This window comes from Cupriavidus sp. 05T313 (assembly GCF_056396665.1).
The window spans coordinates 1-1,724 of record NZ_JBFTLX010000481.1 but is presented as its reverse complement, the minus strand read 5'-3'; the positions used below and the strand labels follow the sequence as shown (position 1 = coordinate 1,724).

Genomic DNA, 1,724 nt, shown 5'->3' with positions numbered 1-1,724 from the left:
TGTTTGGCCTGATCRCCGCCACCGCGGGGCGCATCTGGGTTGAGAACAAGGTCGATTTCTCCAATTCGCGCAACCTGATCACGGTCGGCGCCACGCTGACCGTGGCGGCCGGCGACCTGACCCTGAAGCTGGGTGGCATGACGCTGGGCGGCATCGGTACCGCCACTTTCGGAGCCATTCTGCTCTACCACCTGCTGGGCAACAGCAAGAACGAAGCCGAGGCGAAGGCCTGATTGGCCGCGGCGTGGCGGGCTGCGATGTCCGTCCACGCCGGCAACGCGGGTTTCGGGACTGGATTACAATGTCCGCCGACATTGGAATCCCGCTCACCATGGCCTACAAGACGATTGAAGACACCATCGGCAATACGCCGCTGGTCCAACTGCAGCGCATCCCCGGTGCCGCCGGCGCTCCGCGCGGCAACGTGATCCTCGGCAAGCTCGAGGGCAACAACCCGGCGGGCTCGGTCAAGGACAGGCCGGCGGTGTCGATGATTGCCCGCGCCGAATCGCGCGGGCGCATCAAGCCGGGCGATACGCTGATCGAAGCTACCTCGGGCAATACCGGCATTGCGCTGGCCATGGCGGCCGCCATTCGCGGCTACAAGATGGTGCTGATCATGCCGGAAGACCTGAGCATGGAGCGGCGCCAGAGCATGGCAGCCTATGGCGCGGAGATTATCCTGACCCCGGTCAAGGGCGGCATGGAATACGCGCGGGACCTCGCCGATTCCATGGAGCGTGATGGCCGCGGCGTGATCCTCGACCAGTTCGCCAACCCCGACAATCCGCTGGCCCACTATGAGACCACCGGTCCGGAGATCTGGCGCGATACCGAAGGACGCATCACTCACTTTGTTTCCGCCATGGGGACCACCGGCACCATTACCGGCGTGTCGCGCTACCTGAAAGAGCAAAGCGCGGCAGTGCAGATCGTTGGCGCGCAGCCGGCCGAAGGCTCACGCATCCCGGGCATTCGCAAGTGGCCCGAGGCATACATGCCGAAGATCTACGACTCGAAGTACATCGACCGCACTGAGGCGGTGAGTCAGGGCGATGCCGAGCACATGGCCCGCCGCATGGCCCGCGAGGAAGGCATCTTTTGCGGGATTTCCGCTGCAGGTGCGTTGTGCGTGGCGGTGCGCATCGCCGAGGAAGTGGAAAACGCGACCATCGTGTTCGTGGTGTGCGATCGCGGCGACCGCTATCTTTCTACCGGGGTGTTTCCGGCCTGAGGCACGTTGTTTCGCGCACCAACAAAAAGCCCCGCACATCGTTGCGGGGTTTTTTGCTTTTTTTGCGTTTGCTTCTGGCGGGTGGGGCGGCGAGGTCAGCCCATCGCCGCTTTCACGGCCTCGCCCAACTGGTAGACCGCCAGTGCGTAGAAGAAGCTGCGGTTATAGCGCGTCAGCACATAGAAATTGCGCAGGCCGAGCATATAGTCAGTGGTTTCGCCCGGTGTGGGCAGGTCAACCACCAGCACGCCGGTTTCGCCCTCGCGCGCCAGGTTGATCGGCTCGTCCACGCGCAGGCCGGCCTTGAGCAACTGATTGAGCGTGCGGGTGGGCCACGGCTCGCCGTCGGCAGCGGCGGCAGCGATGCCGCGGCTGCCCTCGTCGGCGGCAATGCGCCAGACCACCGGGCGGCCCGGTTCCCAGCCATGCAATTGCAGGAAGCGCGCAACGCTGCCGATCGCGTCGGTGGCGCTGTTGCGCAGGTCGATAT

2 protein-coding genes and 1 pseudogene are annotated in these 1,724 nt (G+C 64.6%); 2 read left to right on the top strand and 1 reads right to left on the bottom strand.

All coding sequences use genetic code 11. The annotated features are described in order from the left end of the window. Both AC1DKD_RS41040 and cysM read left to right on the top strand, forming a co-directional pair. Window positions 1-233, top strand: a pseudogene (locus AC1DKD_RS41040) (pyrimidine utilization transport protein G); the annotation flags it as partial. Between the two features lie 98 nt (window positions 234-331). Beyond that, window positions 332-1,234, top strand: coding sequence for a cysteine synthase CysM (gene cysM / locus AC1DKD_RS41035; protein ID WP_035858835.1), 903 nt, complete (start codon window positions 332-334; stop codon window positions 1,232-1,234). 95 nt (window positions 1,235-1,329) lie between these two features. On the opposite strand, the gene AC1DKD_RS41030 is transcribed toward cysM, so the two are convergent. Continuing rightward, on the bottom strand, window positions 1,330-1,724 hold a 395-nt coding region (locus tag AC1DKD_RS41030), incomplete at its 5' end, for a lytic murein transglycosylase (RefSeq protein WP_477144723.1).

Coding starts and splice junctions, on each gene's coding strand:
- cysM (WP_035858835.1), top strand. CDS start 332: ATGGCCTACAAGACGATTGAAGACACCATCGGCAATACGCCGCTGGTC.